This is a genomic window from Streptomyces sp. NPDC056527 (assembly GCF_042794475.1).
Classification (GTDB): domain Bacteria; phylum Actinomycetota; class Actinomycetes; order Streptomycetales; family Streptomycetaceae; genus Streptomyces.
Genome location: NZ_JBHTTQ010000031.1, coordinates 22,112 through 37,719 on the forward strand (window position 1 = coordinate 22,112; position 15,608 = coordinate 37,719).

15 protein-coding genes are annotated in these 15,608 nt (G+C 71.8%); 5 read left to right on the forward strand and 10 right to left on the reverse strand.

The annotated features are described in order from the left end of the window. Positions 1-152: 152 nt before the first annotated feature. From ACFQ7Q_RS17575 to ACFQ7Q_RS17590, 4 genes are all read right to left on the reverse strand, one after another. A complete protein-coding gene (locus tag ACFQ7Q_RS17575; protein WP_383555648.1) occupies positions 153-899 on the reverse strand; it encodes a tyrosine-protein phosphatase in 747 nt (248 codons plus the stop codon). Between the two features lie 9 nt (positions 900-908). After that, positions 909-1,517, reverse strand: a complete 609-nt coding sequence (locus ACFQ7Q_RS17580; protein WP_383555650.1) for a helix-turn-helix domain-containing protein — start codon at positions 1,515-1,517, stop codon at positions 909-911. 227 nt (positions 1,518-1,744) lie between these two features. Beyond that, entirely contained in the window at positions 1,745-2,431 is a 687-nt protein-coding gene (locus ACFQ7Q_RS17585) for a response regulator (RefSeq protein WP_383555653.1), read from the reverse strand. Further along, the gene (locus ACFQ7Q_RS17590; protein ID WP_383555655.1) at positions 2,428-4,272 is read right to left on the reverse strand and encodes an ATP-binding protein; all 1,845 of its coding nucleotides are present in this window, start codon (positions 4,270-4,272) and stop codon (positions 2,428-2,430) included. The genes ACFQ7Q_RS17585 and ACFQ7Q_RS17590 overlap by 4 nt, the downstream gene beginning before the upstream one ends. Positions 4,273-4,466: 194 nt before the next feature. Between ACFQ7Q_RS17590 and ACFQ7Q_RS17595 the strand changes: the two genes are divergently transcribed. After that, complete coding sequence (locus ACFQ7Q_RS17595; protein WP_383555658.1) at positions 4,467-5,834, forward strand: cation:dicarboxylate symporter family transporter; 1,368 nt, start codon at positions 4,467-4,469, stop codon at positions 5,832-5,834. A gap of 132 nt (positions 5,835-5,966) precedes the next feature. On the opposite strand, the gene ACFQ7Q_RS17600 is transcribed toward ACFQ7Q_RS17595, so the two are convergent. From ACFQ7Q_RS17600 to ACFQ7Q_RS17610, 3 genes are all read right to left on the reverse strand, one after another. Next, entirely contained in the window at positions 5,967-7,412 is a 1,446-nt protein-coding gene (locus tag ACFQ7Q_RS17600; protein ID WP_383555660.1) for a glycoside hydrolase family 16 protein, read from the reverse strand. Between the two features lie 98 nt (positions 7,413-7,510). After that, the gene (locus tag ACFQ7Q_RS17605) at positions 7,511-8,410 is read right to left on the reverse strand and encodes an aldo/keto reductase (protein WP_383555663.1); all 900 of its coding nucleotides are present in this window, start codon (positions 8,408-8,410) and stop codon (positions 7,511-7,513) included. Next, positions 8,410-9,327, reverse strand: coding sequence for an NAD-dependent epimerase/dehydratase family protein (locus ACFQ7Q_RS17610; RefSeq protein ID WP_383555666.1), 918 nt, complete (start codon positions 9,325-9,327; stop codon positions 8,410-8,412). Before ACFQ7Q_RS17610 ends, ACFQ7Q_RS17605 begins: the two co-directional genes overlap by 1 nt. A 44-nt stretch (positions 9,328-9,371) precedes the next feature. Here ACFQ7Q_RS17610 and ACFQ7Q_RS17615 point away from each other — a divergent pair, with 44 nt between their 5' ends. Continuing rightward, the gene (locus tag ACFQ7Q_RS17615) at positions 9,372-9,956 is read left to right on the forward strand and encodes an Lrp/AsnC family transcriptional regulator (protein WP_383555669.1); all 585 of its coding nucleotides are present in this window, start codon (positions 9,372-9,374) and stop codon (positions 9,954-9,956) included. A gap of 47 nt (positions 9,957-10,003) precedes the next feature. On the opposite strand, the gene ACFQ7Q_RS17620 is transcribed toward ACFQ7Q_RS17615, so the two are convergent. Beyond that, positions 10,004-10,420, reverse strand: a complete 417-nt coding sequence (locus ACFQ7Q_RS17620) for a pyridoxamine 5'-phosphate oxidase family protein (RefSeq protein ID WP_383555672.1) — start codon at positions 10,418-10,420, stop codon at positions 10,004-10,006. 82 nt (positions 10,421-10,502) lie between these two features. Between ACFQ7Q_RS17620 and ACFQ7Q_RS17625 the strand changes: the two genes are divergently transcribed. Together ACFQ7Q_RS17625 and trxA are read left to right on the forward strand one after the other, a co-directional pair. Then, positions 10,503-10,895 carry a MerR family transcriptional regulator gene (locus ACFQ7Q_RS17625; RefSeq protein ID WP_329115735.1) on the forward strand — a complete coding sequence of 131 codons (393 nt, stop codon included), beginning with the start codon at positions 10,503-10,505 and terminating at the stop codon, positions 10,893-10,895. Between the two features lie 4 nt (positions 10,896-10,899). After that, complete coding sequence (gene trxA, locus ACFQ7Q_RS17630) at positions 10,900-11,235, forward strand: thioredoxin (RefSeq protein WP_383555675.1); 336 nt, start codon at positions 10,900-10,902, stop codon at positions 11,233-11,235. Here the strand turns inward: trxA and thrS are convergent. Together thrS and ACFQ7Q_RS17640 are read right to left on the reverse strand one after the other, a co-directional pair. Next, complete coding sequence (thrS, locus tag ACFQ7Q_RS17635) at positions 11,232-12,497, reverse strand: threonine--tRNA ligase (RefSeq protein WP_383555677.1); 1,266 nt, start codon at positions 12,495-12,497, stop codon at positions 11,232-11,234. The two genes, trxA and thrS, sit on opposite strands and share 4 nt — an antisense overlap. 191 nt (positions 12,498-12,688) lie before the next feature. Further along, positions 12,689-13,243 (reverse strand): DUF6817 domain-containing protein, encoded by a 555-nt coding sequence (locus ACFQ7Q_RS17640; protein ID WP_383555681.1) that lies wholly within the window; start codon positions 13,241-13,243, stop codon positions 12,689-12,691. Positions 13,244-13,375: 132 nt separating this feature from the next. Between ACFQ7Q_RS17640 and ACFQ7Q_RS17645 the strand changes: the two genes are divergently transcribed. Continuing rightward, entirely contained in the window at positions 13,376-15,607 is a 2,232-nt protein-coding gene (locus ACFQ7Q_RS17645; RefSeq protein WP_383555683.1) for a HelD family protein, read from the forward strand. The last annotated feature ends 1 nt before the right edge of the window (position 15,608 follow it).

Genomic DNA, 15,608 nt, shown 5'->3' on the forward strand with positions numbered 1-15,608 from the left:
CTCCGGCGCCGGGCGATGAAGGCTCGGCGCCCTCTCGGTCCGTACGGCCTGGAGGCTCGGCGCCCATCCGGCCCGTACGACCCGGGGGCTCTGCGCCCACCTGATCCGTACGACCTGGAGGCTCGGCGCCCACCTGATCCGAAGGAAACGGCCTAGGCGCCCGACGGCTCCACCAGGCGCCGGCGGAGAGTCTCCACCACGGCCGGATCCAGGCCCACGTGCCCGGTGACGTACGCGTACACCGAGCCGTACTCCGCCCGCAGGTCCGCGAGGAAGAGCCGCATGATCTCCGCGGGCGCCCTGCCGTAGCCGGGCCAGCGCAGCTCCCGCCCCGGGTGGGCGGCGCGCCAGTCGGCGATCAGCCGCTCCGTGGCCAGTTCGGTCAGTGCGAAGTCGTCGAGGATCTGCTCGTCGGAGACGTCGAGGAGGGAGAGGACCACGGCGGCGAGCAGACCCGTACGGTCCTTCCCCGAGGCGCAGTGGAAGACGAGCGGCCCCTCCGCGGACGCGATCACCTCCAGAGCCTCGCGCAGCTCCACCGCCCCGTCGGCCGCGACCTCGGCGAACCGATCGGCGAGGTAGCGCCACGGGTCGATGTCCGGGTCGATCTCCGCCTGGTCGTACGGGCGGTGCTCGATGCTCAGGTTGTGCCAGGTGATGCCTTCGGTCGCCGGAGTCTCCGGCATACGGCCCTTGGACGAGATCTCCCACGGGTAGCGCAGGTCGATCACGGCGGCCACGCCGAGCTCCTGGAAGCTGTCCAGGTCGGGGCCGCGCAACTTGGCGAGGGAGTCGGAACGGTAGAGGACGTCCCAGCGGACGGTTCCGCCGTCGGCGGTCCGATAGCCGCCCAGGTCACGGAAGTTGTGGAGGTTCTCGAAGGCGATGTGTCGTCTCACAGCGACACCCTACGACCCGACCAACTCCCAGAAGCGCTCGACGATTCCGTCGAGGTAGGCGCGGCCCGAGTCCCCGCTGTCGCCCGAGGCGCCCCAGCTGCTCGTCGCCGCCATCTTCGCGTGGTAGTCGGTGTGCAGCCGCTGCAGCGCGAACTCCAGCGTCCGCTTCTGTATCGGCAGCAGCTTCACGACCGGGCGCACGTACGCCTGCCAGCGGGTCGTGGCCGCGTCCCGCAGCAGCTGGGCCAGGTCGTCGTTCCTGCCCGTCACGGTGAGCAGGGCGCGCGGCCCGAGGCCGAGGGTCTGGGCGAGGGCGGCGGTCTGGCGTTCGTTGCCGCGCCAGCGGCCCGACTCCTCCATCCGCAGATAGCCGGGGGCGTCGAGGCCCACCCGCCGGGCCAGGTCGTCCGGGGCGAGGCCACGGGCCATCCGGTGCTCGCGCAGGGTGGTGGCGGCCGCGATCAGCTCGCCGGGGGCGCACCAGAGGACGCCGGCGAGCGCGGTGAGCTCCTGTGAGGTCGGGGCGAGCCTGCCGCGTTCCCAGGCGATGACGGTGTCGGGGGTGACGGCGAGGCCGTACTGCGCGCGGAGGCCGTAGGCGACATGGCCCGGAGCCATACCGAGGCCTTCGCGCAATCGACGCGCGGCGAGGGCGTTGAAGGGTGGGGAGGGAGGGGAGGGTTGCACCCTGACACGGTAGATGCGGAACGTGACCAATGGCTACGGTGCGTTCACCCAAGGCCAGAGTCCGTAGAAACGTCGGAACCGGCAGGTAACAATCCGTATCGATCATCGTCGCGTTCGGTGACCGGTGGGTGGTGTCCGATGGTCGGGCAAGGTCCGGCTCAGCGGGCGATCGTCGTGATCCACCGGTACTGCAGTTCCGGCCGGCCGATCTGCCCGTACTGCGGGGCCCGCGCGGCCCGCCCGTCCGTGACCAGGTGCTCCAGATAGCGGCGCGCGGTGATCCGGGAGATCCCGACGGCCGCCCCGGCCTCGGCCGCCGTCAGGCCGTCCGGGGAGTCCCGGAGGGTACGGGTGACGGCCTCCAGGGTGGGGGCGCTCAGCCCCTTGGGCAGCGAGGCGGGCTGCGGCGTGCGCAGGGTCGCCAGGGCCCGGTCCACCTCGTCCTGCCCGGCCGCCTCCCCGGCGGTGGCGCGGAACTCCGCGTACCGGGTGAGCCGGTCCCGCAGGGTCGCGAAGGTGAACGGCTTCAGGACGTACTGCACGACCCCGAGCGACACCCCTTCGCGGACGATCGCGAGATCGCGGGCGGAGGTGACGGCGATGACGTCGGCGGAGTGACCGCCGGCGCGCAGCGAGCGCAGCAGGTGCAGTCCGTGGCCGTCGGGGAGGTACAGGTCGAGCAGGATCAGGTCGACGGGCAGGCGGTCGAGGACGCGCACGGCCGCGGCCCGCGAGTGCGCGACCCCGACGACGGCGAACCCGGGCACCCGCCCGGCGTAGAGCGCGTGCGCGTCGGCGGCGACGGGGTCGTCCTCGACGACCAGTACGCGGATGTCCTGGCTCATGCGGACACCTCCGCACCGGGGGAGCCGGCAGGGGTCGCCGAAGCCGAGCCGAGGGCGGAAGAGCCGGGCGTGGGGGCCGAGGCATGGTCGGGCACGGGGGCATCGTCGGGCGCGAGGGCTGGGGCGGACGGGGTGATCGGCGCGGACGAGGGTGCGGACGGGGGCGCCGACAGGGCCGGCGCAGGGGTCGATCCCGCGGCCGGGCTCGGGCCCGGAGGCACCGGCCCCGGGGGCTCCGTCGCCAGTGCCGCACCAGCCTCCGCCGTCAACGGCAGTCGTACGGTGAACTCCGCGCCGCCCTCCGGGGCCCGGGTCAGGACCACCGTGCCGGCGGCCCGCGTCGTCGCCTGACGGACCAGCGCGAGGCCCAGGCCCCGCCCGGGGCCTCGGGTGGACCAGCCGCGGTCGAAGACCGCGTCCGGGTCGCCCGTGTCGATCCCCGGGCCGGTGTCGGAGACCCTGAGGAGGAGCTCCCCGCCGTGGGTGCGGGCCGTGACGGTGACCCGCCCCTGCGGCGTACCGCTCGCCGCCTCGACCGCGTTGTCGATCAGGTTGCCGAGGATCGTGACGAGGTCCCGGGACGGAAGCGCAGGCGGCAGCAGTCCGTCGTCGATGCGACTGTCCTCGGTCAGGACCAGCTCCACCCCCGACTCGTTGGCCTGCGCCGCCTTCCCGAGCAGCAGCGCCGCCAGGACCGGCTCGCCGACCGCGTCGACCACCCGGTCGGTGAGCGCCTGCGCCAGCTCCAGTTCGGCCGTCGCGAAGCCGACGGCCTCGTCCACCCGGCCCAGTTCGATCAGCGAGACGACCGTGTGCAGACGGTTCGCCGCCTCGTGGGCCTGCGAACGCAGCGCCTGTGTGAACCCCCGCTCGGAGGTCAACTCACCTGACAGCGCCTGGAGTTCCGTGCGGTCCCGCAGGGTGACGACCGTACCCCGGCGCTCCCCGCCCACCACCGGACGGGTGTTGACCACGAGCACGCGCTCGGCCGTCAGATGCAGCTCGTCCACCCGCGGCTCCGAGGCCAGCAACGCGCTCGTGAGCGACACCGGCAGCCCCAGGTCCGCAGCCGACCGGCCCACCACGTCGGCGTCGAGACCGAGCAGCTCCCGTGCGCCGTCGTTGATGAGTGCGATCCGTCGCTGCCCGTCCAGCATCACGAGCCCCTCGGACACCGCGTGCAGCGCGGCCTCGTGGTAGTCGTGCATCCGGCTCAGCTCGGACGCGTTCATGCCGTGCGTGTGCCGCCGCAGCCGCGCGTTGATCACGTACGTACCGACACCGCCGAGCGCCAGCGCCGCCCCGGCCATCCCGAGCAGGGCCGTCACCTGCTCCCGTACCTGCTCGCTGATCTTCTCGATCGTGATGCCCGCGCTGACCAGACCCACGACCCGGCCGTCGTCGAAGACCGGGGCGACCGCGCGGACCGAGCGGCCGAGCGTCCCCAAGTGGGTCTCGGAGAAGGTCGTCCCCTTCAGGGCCGGCTCGATGTGACCGAGGTACGTACGGCCGATCTGGTCCGGCTCCGGATGCGTCCAGCGGGTGCCGTCCGGGGCCATGATCACCACGAAGGCGACGCCTGAGTGCTGCCGCAGCGATTCGGCGTACGGCTGGAGGCGCGCGCTCGGGTCCGTGGAGCCGGCGGCCTCCACCACCGAGGGGGACTCGGCGACGGCGGTCGCCAGCGCGGTGACCTGGCGGGTCGCGGTCTCCTCGGCCTGGGCGCGGTCCGTGATGTACGCGAAGAAGGCGCACCCGGCCACGATCGCGGCCACGAGCACGACCTGCATCGCGAAGAGCTGGCCGGCGAGGCTGCGGGGTCGGGGGAACGGTATGCGCATGTCGGTAAGTGTGCCCCGCCGGATTTGCGGCGGGGAATCCCGTTCCCGAATCGTTCTCCGCCACAGGGTCGGTCGTGAACGCACATGGTTCGGTCGTGAACGAAACGAACGCAAGGGTGACCCGGGTCACAGGCTGATGGATATTCGCTGGGATCCACCGGGACGTGGACACCCATCAGCACGAGGAGGACCCCGTGGCCGCAGCACAACGGGACCGTACCCACTACCTGTATCTCGCAGTCATCGCCGCCGTCGTACTCGGCATCACGGTCGGGTTCGTGGCGCCGGGCGTCGCCGTGGAACTCAAGCCCCTGGGCACCGGCTTCGTGAACCTGATCAAGATGATGATCTCGCCGATCATCTTCTGCACGATCGTCCTCGGCGTCGGCTCGGTCCGGAAGGCCGCGAAGGTCGGCGCCGTCGGCGGACTCGCGCTCGGGTACTTCCTCGTGATGTCGACCGTGGCCCTCGCCATCGGCCTTCTCGTGGGCAACATCCTGGACCCCGGCTCCAGCCTCCACCTCACCAAGGAGGTCGCCGAGGCCGGCGCCAAGCAGGCCGACGGGGCGAGCGAGTCCACCGCGGACTTCCTCCTCGGGATCATCCCCAAGACCCTGGTCTCCGCCTTCACCGAGGGCGAGGTCCTGCAGACCCTCCTCGTCGCCCTCCTCGCGGGCTTCGCGCTCCAGGCGATGGGCAAGACCGGTGAGCCGGTCCTGCGCGGCATCGGGCACATCCAGCGGCTGGTCTTCCGCATCCTCGCCATGATCATGTGGGCGGCCCCGATCGGCGCCTTCGGTGCCATCGCGGCGGTCGTCGGCGCGACCGGCGTCGACGCGCTGAAGTCGCTCGCGGTCATCATGATCGGCTTCTACGTGACCTGCGCGCTCTTCGTCTTCGTGGTGCTCGGCGCGCTGCTGCGGGTGGTCGCCGGGGTCAACATCCTCGCGCTGCTGAAGTACCTGGGCCGCGAGTTCCTGCTGATCCTCTCCACCTCGTCCTCCGAGTCGGCGCTGCCGCGGCTCATCGCCAAGATGGAGCACCTGGGCGTCAGCAAGCCCGTCGTCGGTATCACCGTGCCGACCGGCTACTCCTTCAACCTGGACGGCACGGCGATCTACCTGACGATGGCCTCGCTCTTCGTCGCCGAGGCGATGGGCAACCCGCTCTCGCTCGCCGAGCAGGTCAGCCTGCTGGTCTTCATGATCATCGCGTCGAAGGGCGCGGCGGGCGTCACCGGCGCCGGTCTCGCGACCCTCGCCGGCGGCCTCCAGTCGCACCGGCCCGAGCTGGTCGACGGCGTCGGTCTGATCGTCGGCATCGACCGCTTCATGAGCGAGGCCCGCGCCCTGACGAACTTCGCGGGCAACGCGGTCGCGACCGTCCTCGTCGGCACCTGGACCAAGGAGATCGACAAGGCCCGGGTCTCCGAGGTCCTGGCCGGCCGGGTCCCGTTCGACGAGAAGACCCTGGTCGACGACCACGCCCCGGCGGACACCGTGCCCGACCAGCGGGCCGACGGCCCCGGGGAGGGCGTGGAGAAGGCCCGCGCCGGAGTCTGAGGCTTCCCGGGTCCCGGGCCTTGAGCCGGATCCGGGCCTCGGGGAAGGGGTGACCCCGGCCGCATGCGCGGCCGGGGTCGTCCTGCTCGTCGCACCTGGGGCGACAGGGTCACGAGGATGCGGGCCGCGGGGTCACGAGAACGGGATCCTGACCACCGACTGGTTGCCGACGCCGACCGTGCTCGGCCCGTTCCCGATCGCGTTCCACACCTCGATCCGGACCCGTCCGTTCACCAGGTTCCCGTGGCTGCCGGTCGCCGACCGCAGCCCCCTCGCCTGGGTGTAGTGCTCGTAACCCGGTACGGGATCCGTCGCGAAGTACTGGTACGTCTCCACGCGCTCCCAGCTCCCGTCGCCCGTACGGTCGTAACTCACCCGTACCTGCTGCCCGTTGGCGACCACCGACCCGGCGTCCACGAACAGGTCGAACGCCGTCGACCCGCCGTTGTACGTCCGGGTGATCGGGCCCGAGGTGAAGACCTGCGCGTTGGCCGGGGTGCCGTCGTGATTGGCGCCGCCCGCCGAGGCCAGGGCCGCGGAGGATGCGGCCGACTGGGCGTCGCCCGCGCCCGAACCCGTCCGAAGGTAGAGCTGCGAGGAGCCCGAGGGCGGGGGAGTGGTCGGCGGGGTCGTGCCGCCGCCCTTCGTCCAGACCGCGACGTAGTCGACGAGCATCGGTCGCCCGGACACCGTCGCCGCCGTCGGCGTCTTCCCCGCCAGCGCGTCCGGGAAGGCTCCGCCCATCGCCACGTTCAGCAGGATGAAGTAGCCCGCGTGGCTGGTCATGTCGGCCCACGCCTGGGCGCCGACCCTGGTCTCGTTCACGCTGTGGAAGAGCTGGTCGTCCACGTACCAGCGCAGCTCGTTGGGGGAGACCGAGCGGTCCCACTCGAAGCGGTACGTGTGGAAGGCCGACTGGCAGCTCGCGCCGGGGCAGGTGCGGCTGGCGCCGATGCCGGTGGTCTCCCCGCAGGGGCCGCCCGGGTTCACCCCGCAGTGCAGCACGCCCCAGACGGAGTTGAGGCCGTTGACGTTCTCCATGATGTCGAACTCGCCGATGGCCGGCCAGTTCCAGTAGTTGCCCCGGTAGGGCGCGCCGAGCGCCCAGAACGCGGGCCAGTAGCCGAGGGCCGCGTCACCCGTCACGTTCGGCATCTGGACCCGGCCCTCGATGCGCAGGGTCCCGCCCTCGGGGGCCTTGAAGTCGGCGCGCTTCGTCTCGATCCGGGCCGAGGTCCAGTTGCCCGCGCCGTCCTTGAGCGGGGTGATCCGCAGGTTGCCGGTGCCGTCGAGGCGCAGGTTGTCGGGGCTCGAGGTGTAGTTCTGTATCTCTCCGGTGCCCCAGTTGGCGGGGCCGCCCGGGTAGCCGTGACCGGTGTCGATCTGCCAGTCGGCCGCGTTCGGCAGGGCGCGGTCGGGGCCGTCGAAGTCGTCGCTCCACTGGAGCGACCAGCCGGGCGCCGGGGGCGGAACGGCACCGCTGGCGGTGCCGGCCCCGCTCAGGCCGAGCAGGGTGCCCGTGGCGAGGGCGGCGGCGAGGAGCGAGGCGAGCAGGGGGGTACGTCGGACGCGGCTCAAGGAGAACACCTCCGGTGGGGGACGAGCGCCTGAGAGCGCTCTCAGGAGGCTTTTGTAGTTGGAGACACCGGCCCCGTCAATGGGTCCGGTGCCTTCGGCTAGTGAACGCCCAGCTCGGCCAACTCACGTGCATCCAGCACGAGTTCGGCGGCTGCCGCCGAGTCCCGTACCGTCTCCGGCCGGCTCGCCCCCGGGATCGGGAGCACCGCCTCCGACCGGGCCAGCAGCCAGGCGAGCGCCACCCGCTGCGGACTCACCCCGCGCGCCCGCGCCACCCGATGGAACGCCCCGAACTCGGGGTCCGCCTCCAGGGCCGACGCTCCGTCCAGCGAGCTGCGCGAGATCCCGCCCAGCGGACTCCACGGCATGAAGGCCAGACCGAGCTCCGCGCAGAGCCGCAGCTCCGCCTCGGAGGTCCGTACGGCGGGGGAGTACCGGTTCTGTACGGAGACCAGCCGGTCCCCCAGGATCTCCCGCGCGAGCCGGATCTGCGCCACGTCCACATTGGAGATCCCTGCCAGCCGGATCGTGCCCGCGTCCAGCAACTCCCGTATCGCGCCGAGCGATTCGGCGTACGGGACGGCCGGGTCCGGCTTGTGCAGCTGGTACAGCCCGATCGCCTCCACCCCCAGTCGCCGCGCGGACGCCTCGGCCGCCCGCCGCAGGTGGGCGGGCGTGCCGTCGACGGTCCAGTCGCCGTCCGCCGTCCGCCCTCGACCCCCCTTCGTCGCCACGAGCACCTCGTCCGTACCGCCCCCGCCCCGGCCACGACCCCCGTACGTGGCCAGCGCGCGCGCCACCAGTAGCTCGCCCTCGCCCGGCTCGCCGTCCGGCGGGTGGTACGAATCCGCCGTGTCGAGCAGCGTCACACCCGCGTCGAGCGCCGCGTGGACGGTGGCGAGTGCGCGGGCCTCGTCGGGGCGGCCCTCGATCGACAGCGGCATCGCGCCGAGACCGATCGCGCCGACGCGCACGTCTCCGAGCGTCCGGTATCGCATCAGCGTGCCCCCAGCGTCTCGGAGAGGGCCTGTGCCAGCCACTGCGCGGAATGCGAGAAGGAGAAGCCGAGAGCCGTCGCACGGGAGTTGTCCATTCCGTACGAGCGGGCGAAGGAGAACGGTGACACCTCGCCGACCTCCACCTCCTGCAGAACGGTCCTTCCGCCCACCTGCCTCTCGATCTCGGCGCAGATGTCGGCCGTGGTGAGCGGACCATGGGAATGGGCGTTGACCGGTCCGGTGAATTCGGCCTCCACCGCCCATGCCAGGAATTCGGCTATCTCCTTGACGTACACATAGGTGGCCGGGTGGTTCACCGCCGGTACGGCGATCGGCTCGCCCGCCCTGACACGGTGCGCGTAGTGCTCGACCCGTCCGGTGAAGTCGTCCTCGCCGCCCAGCACATGGGCGACCCGTACCGCCGTGTACGGGAACGGCGGCTCGGCCGCGAACACGGCTTCGGCCTGCCGCTTCCCCTCGCCGTAGTGTGCGTCGAGGAACTCGCCGTCGTCCCAGGGAAGATCGAGGTCGACGGTGACGGTGCGCGGATCGACCGCCTCCTCCCGTACGGGCGTGGCGGAGTCCTCGTACTCGTACACCTCCACCGTCGACGTCATCACATAGCGCCCCGTGCGCGGCCCGAACACCCGCCGGGCGATGGCGGCCTGGCGCGGGGTGTAGCAGACCTGGTCGACGACGACATCGAAAGTCCGGTCGCCGAGCGCGGATTCCAGAGCGGCCTCGTCGTTCCGGTCGGCGAGGAGGTGGGTGACGGTATGGGGGGCGTCGGAGGGAAGGTCGTCCGGAATAGGGGAAGAACCCCGGTTCAGAATCGTCACCGCGTGTCCGGATTTCAGGAGACGGGCCGTCAATCGCTTTCCGAAATAGCGGTTCCCGCCGATGATCAGAATGTTCATACGACAAGTGTTACGTTGTGCGCTCGCTGTCTGAAGGGGGAAACATGGGAGTACAGGCCGCCGCGCCGAAGGAACCACGGCATCTGCGCCCCGCCGCCGACGAAACCTCGGGAGGCGCCTTCGACCCCATCGACCGGCAGATCCTGGAGCTCGTCCAGACCGACGGCCGCATCAAGCTCAGCGAGCTCGGCCGGCGCGTTCGACTGAGCCCGGCGGCCGTCACCGAGCGGGTGCGCCGACTGGAGGCCTGCGGGGCGATCACCGGATACGGAGCCCATGTCGCCCCGTCGCGGCTCGGCTACGGCATCCAGGCCTTCATCCGCGTCAACCCGCACGGCGGCTACACGCTCAAGCACCCGCGGACGCTGGAGCTCGTCGCCCGGCCCGAGATCCGCGAGGTCCACCACGTGGTGGGCGAGGACTGCTGGATCCTCAAGGTCGCCGTCACCGACACGATCCATCTCGAAGAGATCCTGGAGCGGACCTCGGCGCTCGGCCGGACGACGACCTCGATCGTCCTGTCGTCCCCCGTGGAGCGCAAGCCGCTCCTTCCTCCCGGCGGCGTCGACGGAAACGGCTCCCACCACGACGTGCGCCCGGCCCGGCAGGAGGGACACGGTCCCGCGTGAGCGGCCCCGCGCCCTCCCCACCCCCGTGTGGGCGATCGTCCCGCCCCCTACCTCAGCCTCACTTCCTCGATCCTCGGCGGTTCCGACGTGAAGTCGCTGTACCGCGCCCAGCGCGGGCGTACCCGCACGTGGGTGATTCCCGGCCACGCGAGGCGGTCGCGGCCGTCCGGGTACGCCGTGAAGTAGCACTCGCGGATCCGTTCCCCCTCAGGGCCGTGAGGGATGTCCGCGACGCCCTCGATCTGGGCGGTGATCTCGCCCCAGCCGATGACCAGCGCGATCCGCGGGTCGGCGACCAGGTTCTCGTACTTACGGGTCGTCTCCACGGTGTCGAAGACGATCTCCAGGTCGTCCGTGACCGCGTATCCGACGACCGCAGCCTGCGGTGACCCGTCCGGGGCCACGGACGCCTCGACGGCGAGCCGGTGCCCGCGGAGGAACCGCAGCAGTTCGTCCTGCTCCATGAGTCCTCCCTAGCACGGACCGCCATCACCCGCGCCCCCGTCCGCTTGCCTTGACGTCGGCGTCAAGGCTTACGTTCGACCCATGCGAATCGGCGAGCTGGCCGAGCGGGCCGGGACGACCACGCGGACTCTGCGCTACTACGAGTCCCGTGGCCTCCTGGCCGCCCGGCGGACGGAGAACGGCTACCGCACGTACGACGAGGACGACCTGCGGCTCCTCCAGCAGATCAGGACCCTGCAGGACTTCGGGTTCGAGTTGGAGGAGACCCGGCCGTTCGTCGACTGCCTGCGGGCGGGTCACCCGGCGGGGGACGCCTGTCCGGCCTCGCTCGACGTGTACCGGCGCAAGCTCGCGGAGCTGGACGGACTCGTCGAGCAGCTCCAGGCGGTCCGCGCCCAGGTCGCCGCGCAGCTGCTGCGGGCCGAGGCGGAACTGCCCGGCGGCCCGGAACCCACGTGCGAACTCGGAGGATGACGGAATGATCCGGATCGAAGGTGTCACCGAGGTGACGGCCGCCGACTTCGACGCCGAGGTCCTCGGCTCGGAGTTGCCCGTCCTGGTGAAGTTCACCGCGGACTGGTGCGGCCCCTGCCGCCAGCTGGGGCCGGTGCTCGGCGCGGTCGCCGCGGAGGAGGCGGACCGGCTGAGGATCGTCCAGCTGGACGTGGACAGGAACCCGGAGATCGCGGTGCGGTACGGAGTCCTCGGGACGCCGACGCTGATGGTGTTCCGGGCGGGCGAACCCGTGAAGTCGATGGTGGGTGCCCGCCCGAAGCGCCGCCTCCTGAAGGAGCTCGAAGACGTGCTGGTCTAAGAGGCGTCGCCCAGGGGGAGTCGGTCGGGGGACGCCTTTCGAAGGCTGTCCCACAGCTCGGTGCTGTGCGCCCCGACCAGCGCCCTCATCCGTTCGAGGATCTCGCCCGAGGGGCGCGGGTCGAGCCGACGGCCGTCCCGCAGCCGCAGCGCCACAAGGCCGTCGGCCGCCTCCCTCGCGCCGATGACCGCCTGGTACGGGACGAGGCGTGCCTCCCGGACGCGGGCGCCCAGGGTGCCCCGCTCCGGGCCCACGACCTCGGCTCGCAGGCCGAGTTCGGCACATCGGGCGGCCAGTGCGTCGGCGGCGGGCCGCTCGGACTCCGAGACGGGCAGGACGACCAGCTGGACGGGGGCGAGCCAGGCCGGGAAGGCGCCTGCGTGGTGTTCGAGGAGGTGGGCGACGGCTCGTTCCACGCTGCCCACGATGCTGCGATGGATCATGACGGGCCGGTGCCTGGCGCCATCCGCCCCGATGTAGTGCAGACCGAAGCGCTCGGGCTGGTGGAAGTCGATCTGCACGGTCGACAGGGTCGACTCCCGCCCCGCTCCGTCCGCGACCTGCACGTCGATCTTGGGCCCGTAGAACGCGGCCTCGCCCTCGGCGGCCTCGTACGCGAGCCCGGAGGCGTCGAGCACGTCGCGCAGGAGCGCGGTGGACCGCTCCCACAGCGCGGGCGCGGCGACGTACTTGCCGCCGGGCCCGGGGAGCGAGAGCCGGTACCGGGCCGGCGCGATGCCCATCGCCTCGTATGCCCGCCCGATCAGCCCCAGTGCCGCCGCGGCCTCCTCGGCGACCTGGTCCAGGGTGCAGAAGATGTGCGCGTCGTTCAGCTGGATGGCCCGGACCCTGGTCAACCCGCCGAGGACGCCGGATAGTTCGGAGCGGTACATGCCGCCGAGTTCGGCCATCCGCAGGGGCAGCTCGCGGTAGCTGTGCGCGCGGGAGCGGTAGATCACCGCGTGGTGCGGGCAGAGGCTCGGCCGCAGGACGACCTGCTCGCCGCCGAGTTCCATGGGCGGGAACATGTCGTCGCTGTAGTGGGCCCAGTGCCCGGAGATCTCGTACAGCTCCCGTTTCCCGAGGACGGGTGAGTACACGTGCCGGTACCCGGCCCGTCGCTCCACCTCCCGGACGTACTCCTCCAGGGTGTGCCGTACGACGGCTCCGTCGGGCAGCCAGTACGGCAGCCCCGCGCCGATCAGCGGGTCGGTGTCGAACAGGTCCAGCTCGCGGCCGAGCCTGCGGTGGTCCTGGTGCATGGCGTCCTCCTGGGGCGGTCGCCCGGGACGAGCGGCCGGAGGAACGACGAAGCCCCGGGGCGCTCGGCCCCGGGGCTTCGTGACGTAATGACAGCGGTCAGCGCGCCGGGACACTCTCCGGCGTCGTCGTGATGATCGCGGCACGCTTCATACGGGTGACGGTAGCGGGGCCACCCCGGGCCCGCACTGGATTATTCGTCGAGTCGCGGCCGGAGCCCCACAAGGTCCTCGCGGGCCGCCGCGGAGGCGGGTCCGGTGAGCAGCCCCCGCCAGCGGGTGAACAGTCCGAGCAGTGCGCCACCGTGCCGGGACCGCAGCTCCTGGTTCACGCGCAGCACGTCCAGTTCGTTCGCGGCGGTCAGTTCCGCGAAGTCCGCCCGCCGCGTCGCCGTCGGCGCGAACGTCTCGCCGGTGAAGCGGTCCCGGAAGAGTCCGTTCTCACGTTCGACGGCGGGGTACGAGAATTCCCGGGCGCAGCTCGCGTAGAAGTACACGATCTCCTCCGCCTCCGCGCCGATCGCCGCGGCCAGCTCATCGCGGCGTTCCAGCGGCAGCAGCTGCTCGGCGAATCCGTCCGTGCCGTAGAAGGCGTGGCACAGGCCGGCGAGCCGGAGGGCGTCCCGTGCGCCCCAGGCCGTCAACAGGGCCTCGACCCGGTCCAGATGGGCGAGCAGGGTGCCGCCCGGGTGGTTCAGCGTGTCCGCGCCCTGCGCGATCAACAGATCGCGGGCTTCGTCTCTCCCCATGAGACATGAAAATACCCCGACTAGAATTGCAGTCGGGGTTGTTTCTCGCGTATATTCTTGGATTCCGTGTCTGCGCACAACGAAAGACGCGGAGAAGTTCAATAAACGCACTGTATCGCGCCGGGAGTCGAATTGTCAACCGAGGAATTTCGGAATGAGCAGCAATTCATCACAGAGCTCTACGCACGACTCGACGACCTGAGGGACCGGGCCGAGGCCGACGTCGGCCGGGCGCTGAAGGCGCCGTGGGTCGGCAACCAGGGCCGGCTGGAGCGTGACGTGATGGTCGCCGAGCAGTCCGGGCTGCTCGCCGCCTTCAACGCGGGGGAGACCGGGCTCTGTTTCGGACGGCTCGTCTTCCGGGACGGACGCGACCACCACATCGGCCGCATCGGCATCCGGAAGGACGACCCGGACCGCACGCCGCTCGTCGTCGACTGGCGCGCCGAGGCCGCCCGCCCCTTCTACCTCGCCACCGGGTACGAGCCCATGGGGCTCAGCCGACGCCGTCACATCACCACCCACGGCCGCGACGTGACCGCCCTCCACGACGAGGTCCTCGACCTCGCCGACGGGACCCGCACCGGGCACGAGAACAGGGACGCCGACGAGGTGCTGCTCGCCTCGCTCGACGCCGCCCGCACCGGACGGATGCACGACATCGTGCAGACCATCCAGGCCGAGCAGGACCGCATCATCCGCTCCCCGCACCGCGGCGTCCTCGTCGTCGAGGGCGGCCCCGGCACCGGCAAGACCGCCGTTGCCCTGCACCGGGCCGCGTACCTCCTCTACGCGCACCGCGAGCAGCTCGCCCGGCGCGCCGTCCTCATCGTCGGCCCCAACCCGGCCTTCCTCGGCTACATCGGCAACGTCCTGCCCTCCCTCGGCGAGACCGGCGTCCTGCTCGCCACCCCCGGCGAACTCTTCCCCGGCGTCCGCGCCACCGGTACGGACACCCCGCATGCCGCCGCCGTCAAGGGCTCCGCCGCCATGGCCGAGGCCCTCGCCCACGCGGTACGGGACCGGCAGCAGGTCCCCGAGCGCGGAGAGCCCCTGATCGTGCCGCACGACGACGGCGACCTGATCATCGACTGGGACATGGCCCTCGAAGCCCGCCACAAGGCCCGCGAGACCCGGCTGCCGCACAACCTGGCCCGGCCCTACTTCGTCTTCCACCTCCTCGACGCACTCGCCGAGCAGCTCGCCGACCGCATCGGCGCCGACCCCTACGGCGGACCCAACTTCCTCGGCCCCGACGACATCGCCCTGCTCGCCAAGTCCATCGCCGCCAGCGCCGACGTCCACGCCGCCATCGACACCCTCTGGCCGCCCCTCACCCCCGAGTCCTTCCTCGCCGACTACCTCGCCGAGCCGACCCACCTCGCCGAGGGGGACGCGGCCGCGATCCGGCGCGAGGACGGCCCCTGGACCCCCGCCGACGTCCCGCTCCTCGACGAGGCCGCCGAACTCCTCGGCGAGGACGACTCGGCCGCCCGGGCCGCGGCCGAGGCCGAGCGGGAGAAGCAGATCCAGTACGCACAGGGCGTCCTCGACGTCTCGTACGCCTCGCGCACCTACGAGTTCGAGGACAAGGAGGAGCAGGACAAGGACGCCGCCGAGGTCCTCGCCGCGCACGACATCATCGACGCCGAGCGGTTCGCCGAGCGCCACGAGGAGGCCGACCACCGCAGCGCAGCCGAACGCGCCGCGGCCGACCGCACCTGGGCCTTCGGCCACATCATCGTCGACGAGGCGCAGGAGCTCTCCGCGATGGCCTGGCGCCTCCTGATGCGCCGCAGCCCGACCCGTTCGATGACCCTGGTCGGCGACCCGGCCCAGACCGGGGACGCGGCGGGCGTCGGCTCGTGGGAGGACATCCTCACGCCGTACGTGGAGGACCGCTGGGAGCTCGTACGGCTCGGCGTCAACTACCGCACCCCCGCCGAGATCATGGCCGTCGCCGCCGACGTCCGGCGCGAGGCCGACCCGGGCTTCGAGCCGCCGCGCTCCGTCCGCTCCACCGGGGTGGAGCCCTGGCGGCGGACCGTCGAGGACCCCGTGAAGGAGACCGCCGACGCGGTCGCCGCCGAGGCGCGCCAGGAGGGCCGCCTCGCGGTGATCGCCCCGACGGAGCTCCACCCGGCGCTGACGGCCGCGCTTCCGGAGGCCTCGTACGGACCGACGCCCGACCTGACCCGGCCGGTGGTCCTCCTCGACCCGCGCCAGGCCAAGGGCCTGGAGTTCGACACGGTCCTCGTCGTCGACCCGGACGGCATCCGGGCCGGCGCCACGCACGGCGTCAACGACCTGTACGTGGCGCTGACCCGGGCCACTCAGCGGCTGGGGGTCATCAGGCAGGCCTGAG

Bases quoted from the DNA above. Each gene is read 5' to 3' on its own strand.
- ACFQ7Q_RS17640 (WP_383555681.1), bottom strand. From the start codon at position 13,243: ATGGGGAGAGACGAAGCCCGCGATCTGTTGATCGCGCAGGGCGCGGAC.
- ACFQ7Q_RS17625 (WP_329115735.1), top strand. From the start codon at position 10,503: ATGCGAATCGGCGAGCTGGCCGAGCGGGCCGGGACGACCACGCGGACT.
- ACFQ7Q_RS17610 (WP_383555666.1), bottom strand. From the start codon at position 9,327: ATGAACATTCTGATCATCGGCGGGAACCGCTATTTCGGAAAGCGATTG.
- trxA (WP_383555675.1), top strand. From the start codon at position 10,900: ATGATCCGGATCGAAGGTGTCACCGAGGTGACGGCCGCCGACTTCGAC.
- ACFQ7Q_RS17580 (WP_383555650.1), bottom strand. From the start codon at position 1,517: ATGGCTCCGGGCCATGTCGCCTACGGCCTCCGCGCGCAGTACGGCCTC.
- ACFQ7Q_RS17585 (WP_383555653.1), bottom strand. From the start codon at position 2,431: ATGAGCCAGGACATCCGCGTACTGGTCGTCGAGGACGACCCCGTCGCC.
- ACFQ7Q_RS17620 (WP_383555672.1), bottom strand. From the start codon at position 10,420: ATGGAGCAGGACGAACTGCTGCGGTTCCTCCGCGGGCACCGGCTCGCC.
- ACFQ7Q_RS17615 (WP_383555669.1), top strand. From the start codon at position 9,372: ATGGGAGTACAGGCCGCCGCGCCGAAGGAACCACGGCATCTGCGCCCC.
- thrS (WP_383555677.1), bottom strand. From the start codon at position 12,497: ATGCACCAGGACCACCGCAGGCTCGGCCGCGAGCTGGACCTGTTCGAC.
- ACFQ7Q_RS17605 (WP_383555663.1), bottom strand. From the start codon at position 8,410: ATGCGATACCGGACGCTCGGAGACGTGCGCGTCGGCGCGATCGGTCTC.
- ACFQ7Q_RS17590 (WP_383555655.1), bottom strand. From the start codon at position 4,272: ATGCGCATACCGTTCCCCCGACCCCGCAGCCTCGCCGGCCAGCTCTTC.